Here is a 4,801-nt window from a genome sequence, read left to right as displayed (position 1 = left end):
GCAAGCGCCAACGACACAACACCCGCCAACGCACACCACACCTCACGCGCCCTCCAGCGCCCCCCGGTACGGCCAGAGCGGCCCGTGCCGCCGGTGCGGTCGGTCGCATGAAGCCCGCTCGTCACCGCGTGACGCGCCGTCATCGCGCGTCCCGCGCGACGCGCCGAAGAACTACCACCAGCCGGAGGCCAACCGCCACCGCCCCGATCGACAGCACGACCAGCCACCCAAGGGCCATCGCGCTGGCGCCCCTGTCGGCCGCCCACAACGCCGAGGCACAGAGGGCGACACCGAGAATCACGCCGACCACAATCGCTTCCGTATAGCGACCGTGGGCCCGGCACACGGCGTTGTAGGCCTGCAGCACCGCGTATGGCACTAGTCCGGCCGCCAACCACCGCAGAGCGCCGGCGGAGGATTCGGCGTACCGCTCCCCCAGCAGACTGAGCAGCGGGTGAGCGAGGATGACGAGGACGGCTGCAGCCAGACCTCCTACGGCAAGCGACAAACGGAGACTCGCCCAGGTGGTCGACACCAGACGGTCCGGGTCGCGTACACCCTCAGAGAACTGGACGATGCCCATCAGCATCGGAGCGGAGTAGGCGGCCCAGGCCATCATCCAGGCGGGATACCAGTAGGCAGCTGCCTCCGGCGCCACCATGTGCGCGAGCAGGAGCGGCAGTACCAGCCCGGGGGCGCGCTCGGTGAGGGTGAGGAGCTGGTACGGAAGGCCCATCGCCAGCAGTGGACGGCCGCGGGCCGTGCGCAGGGTCGGTCGCGGCCGGTAGCCGACCAGTCGTCGCAGTTGGACCGCACCGACGATGCATGCCACGGTCGTCCCGAGGGTCCAGCAAGCCATCAGCACGTCGGCGGAGGCGCCGTGCGACTGCCAGGCCACGACCGCAGCAGCCCCGAGCGAGACCCCGCCGCCCAACGCGTACCTCAAGGTCGCGCTGGCTCCGCGTCCCAACGCCACAAGCGCCTGGTCCAGCACGATGACCAGGGTGCCGGTGACGGCAGCCACGAGGAACGTGAGCCAGAAGAGGACCGACACCGAGGCAGTGTCCGGCATCACAACCGACTGCAGCACAAGGTAGCCGAGGGCCAGCACGGTGCCGGCCACCCCCACGATGGCGAACGCCGCGTCCAGCACCCGCGAGGGCGGCTCCCCTCGGCCCACCGACACGATCACGGCCGACCCGGCGCCCAGCACTGCGAGCTGGGTGCAGATCATCACCGCCGAGACCGCGGCCATGGTGAGCCCGACCTCACGGTCGGACGTCGCGCGCGCGGCCACGACCCAGAACGCGAAACCCGCGCCCGTCTGGGCGGCTTTGGCCACGACGAGGCCGAGGGAGCTGCGCAAGGCGGAATGCCGGACGGTCGGGGCGCCCATGACAACGGTCTCCCGCTCAGCGCTCACTTCGCAAACCCCTGGCCATGGCCGCGTAGTTGTACCAGCAGAAGGCGCCGTAGTAGCGCAGCCACCGAGGCTGGCCCTCGGCGAGGCTCAAGGCGCTGCCCCGGACTGCCGCGGCGGCGGGCAGCAGCGCCAATCTCGCACCGCGCCAGCCGTGCTTGCGGACCATCCGTCCCAGTCCCGTTCCGTCCATGAGGAACTGGTCGAGCGCGAAGTCGAAGTCATCTGCGGCGAAACGATGTTCGACGAAGACCCGGCGTGACACCGCCGTTCGCAGCCCTGACTGCCGCATCCGCCAACGCAGCTCGATGTCCTCCCCCGACTTGAACGAGTCATCGAAACCCACGCCCAGCATCAGATCTCGGTCGACGACCGTCGCCACGAGCCCGAACCAGTTGCGGCTGCGGCCGGTGCGATGGTGATGTGCCAGCGCCTGCCCCCAGTAGCCGGGTCCAGCGACGCTCTCCAGACCGGCCTGGAGGGCGTCGTATCCGCCCTCCACCAACTCCGTGAGCAGGTCGGCGACCCCCCCGGGCCTGAACACGACGTCGGCGTCAACGAGCAGGACCCAACGGGTGTTGCTGCTCCGCACACCAAGCGTTCGAGCCCATGGCAGGCCGCGGCCCTCGTCGCTCAGAACCCGGGCACCGGCCGCATGGGCGAGGCTAACGGTGCGGTCCGTGGAGCATCCGTCCACCACAATGATCTCAGCGACACCGGACTGACGCAGCGCCTCCAGACAGCGCGGGAGAAGGTCCTCCGCGTTCCGGGCCGGAACAACCGCGGTGACTTCAGAAGGACTGTGACCCACAGTGTCCACCCCCTCAGATCTGCTCGTCAAGGACCGTCGGTAGCAGCTGCTCGAGGTAGCGGACGATGTCGTCCGACGCCTCGTCCGCCGAGTACGCGGAGGGCACCTGCAGCAGGTGGCAGGGACGTCCGTCGAGCGCCTTGCTCAGCACGACCCCCTTCGCCGCGAAGTGCTCGCGCCACGGGAGGACGGACGTGGCCGCCAGGCCGGTCACGACCCGCTGCGAGAAGCCCGCCATCTCGATGTGGAAGTTGCCAATCATGCGGTCGACCATCCAGTCGCTCGTCCGCTCGACGATCCGAGACCGTGCGCCCTCGAAGCGCTCGATGTAGATGGCGGCCGCGAGCGGGGCCGAGGTCGTCACTTCCCGCCCCGGGAACGCGGTCCCCGGATCGACCATGCGGTGCTCCGGCGACCATCGCCTGGAGAAGTCCGCGAGGCGCGGATAACGGATGACGTACGGGTGCACCACCGTGGTGAGGCGGCCGACGCTCTCCGAGAGCCCTGAGGGGACCAGGGGCTTCCGGACACCTTCGAACAGGTGCGGGTAGATGGCCCGGTGGTGCGGCTTGATGAACATCGGCTTCGCGTAGCCGAGCATCGTGGCGTCTTCGGCGAGGAAGGCCCAGTCGTCACCCATGAACGACCACCCCTCGCGCCGCATCAGCTTGGCGGCAGTGCTCGTCTTACCGGTTCCTCCGGCTGCGGGCAGCGCGATGGCGTGACCCCGGTACGCCATCGTTGCCGCGTGAATCATGCCAGCTCCTCGACTGACCATTGCGGCATCGAGGACAGGGACCACGGAGGTCAACAGCTCGCCCGGCCCGTGAATGCGCCACTGCTCTGCGTCCCGCACGACCTGCACACGATCGGCTTGGAAACGCACGCTGTTATCCGTGTACGCGAGCTCGTGCTCAACCAGACCCGCATCCGGCATCGACTCCAGCCGGTCATTGACGACGATGTCGGCCGGCCGCTCGGCGTCCGTGGCGAAGCACGCCAGCATGCTCTGGAGCTGGGCCGCTGCTGGCGCCTCCGCGTCGACGCGAATCATGACGCGGCCGTGGATGTCGAAGTGCAGCGCCTTGGTCTTGGTCTTGGTCTTGGTCTTGGTTTTGGTCTGCATGGTCGTCCCCTGTCTGAGTGTTGTCGGTCGGATGGTGTCTCGGCCCCGGCGACTAGTCCATCCAGTGCCCCAGAGGGATTCGAAAACCCCCGGCCAAGCGACTCTGCCTGTATTGACGGTAAGGTAGGCCGGCCGGGTAGACAACGGTAGTAATTACTCGCTTTTACATCGCGTCCTACGTAGGGAATTTCGTGCTCCCGCCAGAGCCAGGGGTGTGAATCCTCCCGGGTTTGATGGAGGCATCGATTGTCCGGACGGATGGTTCCCATGCCAGCCGGCCCCGGAGCCAGAACGCTGTTGCAGTGCTCTGGCGCACGAAGGGTTCCCCGTGGGACCTGCGGCCCGCCGCCCCATTCCTTGAACGCGCGCTTGCAGCCCTCCCGGCGTGCGCTACACGGGTACGGCTCAGCGACCATCCGGACGCCAGTACCGCAGCCCGCCGCTTGTGGTGCCGTTGCGGGCCACCTCAACCGTGGCGTACGGGAACGCGAGACGGTCGGACTGGTCAGGTCCGCGACCGCGGACGTCCGAACACCACGTGCCGGTGTTGACATACCGGGTGGGGCAGGCCTCGAGCGCCGACTCGAGTGCCCGGTGCGTGTGGCCCGAGACGTACCAGGCCACGCCGGAACCGTGAGCCTCCAGGGTACGTGCGAACCTCCCCGCTGCAACTGGAGCCTCCTCGCTAACGACTCTGCGCCCGGTGGCCGCGAGCATCATGCGGGTTGCGGCGACCGGGAGCGCCGAGACCGTCCGGAACCGGGACAGCCGCGCCAGATCCCGAACGGCCACCCCGTCGAGCTCGAGCCGCAGTGACTCGGTCTGCAACAGTTCGTCGTACGCGAGCTCCCGGACGCGGCGTTCCGCCCGCTCGGACGCAAGGCAGGCCCTGGCAACGGCACCGGCACGGCTCAGGCGCGACGTGGACGGATGCGCGTTCCAGGCAGCGAGCGGTGGCAGCTCCAACTCGTCGGTGCCGTTGACCGCCGCGCGGAGCACCTCGGGCATCCGATGCAGCGCATGGTGCTGGTGCCCGTGCTCGGCCACGAGCACGTGGGGCACGTGCAGGAACCACGGGTGCACCCGGACCCGCGTGGGCTCGGCGGGTGACAGCAGCACCGAGAGGCGGGCCGCCACCGACGGCCGGGCCAGCTCCACATCGTGGTTGCCGCACACGAAGTGCAGCTGCACGCCGCGCGCCGCACACTCCTTCAGCGCCCGGAACGTGTCGACGTGGTGGGCGAGGATGGACTCGAGCCGGGCCAGGCTCTCGTCCTCGGCGAACCCGAGCAGCTCGAACGTGTCACCGACGAAGGCGACGTGCAGCTGCGAGCCGGAGGCTGCGAGCACCTCGCGGTGTAGGAACTCGGGCAGCATGCTGCCGGGGCGCCGGGGGTCCTCGTCTGATATACCCAGGTGGAGGTCGCTGAGGAGCCACCACCGC

At 69.0% G+C, this 4,801-nt stretch carries 4 protein-coding genes; all 4 read right to left on the bottom strand.

Features of this window, described 5'->3' with window-relative positions; genetic code table 11:
- Window positions 1-139: 139 nt before the first annotated feature.
- The gene (locus J2W14_RS21115) at window positions 140-1,423 is read right to left on the bottom strand and encodes a lipopolysaccharide biosynthesis protein (protein WP_307466196.1); all 1,284 of its coding nucleotides are present in this window, start codon (window positions 1,421-1,423) and stop codon (window positions 140-142) included.
- Window positions 1,413-2,261 (bottom strand): glycosyltransferase, encoded by an 849-nt coding sequence (locus J2W14_RS21110; protein WP_307466195.1) that lies wholly within the window; start codon window positions 2,259-2,261, stop codon window positions 1,413-1,415. The genes J2W14_RS21115 and J2W14_RS21110 overlap by 11 nt, the downstream gene beginning before the upstream one ends.
- Window positions 2,245-3,357: a hypothetical protein gene (locus J2W14_RS21105; protein ID WP_307466194.1), complete on the bottom strand. Its 1,113-nt coding sequence runs from the start codon at window positions 3,355-3,357 to the stop codon at window positions 2,245-2,247. The genes J2W14_RS21110 and J2W14_RS21105 overlap by 17 nt, the downstream gene beginning before the upstream one ends.
- 405 nt (window positions 3,358-3,762) lie before the next feature.
- Window positions 3,763-4,801: hypothetical protein (locus tag J2W14_RS21100; protein WP_307466191.1), on the bottom strand; the 1,039-nt coding region annotated here is incomplete at its 5' end.

The sequence above is a fragment of the Pseudarthrobacter oxydans genome (assembly GCF_030812335.1).
In the GTDB taxonomy this organism is placed as follows: Bacteria; Actinomycetota; Actinomycetes; order Actinomycetales; family Micrococcaceae; genus Arthrobacter; species Arthrobacter oxydans_B.
Note: the sequence above shows the minus strand (reverse complement) of the source record. Positions and strands in the feature narration are given on the sequence as shown.

What these genes read in the sequence shown, in the direction of transcription:
- J2W14_RS21105 (WP_307466194.1), bottom strand. Translation starts at nt 3,357, where the DNA reads ATGCAGACCAAAACCAAGACCAAGACCAAGACCAAGACCAAGGCGCTG.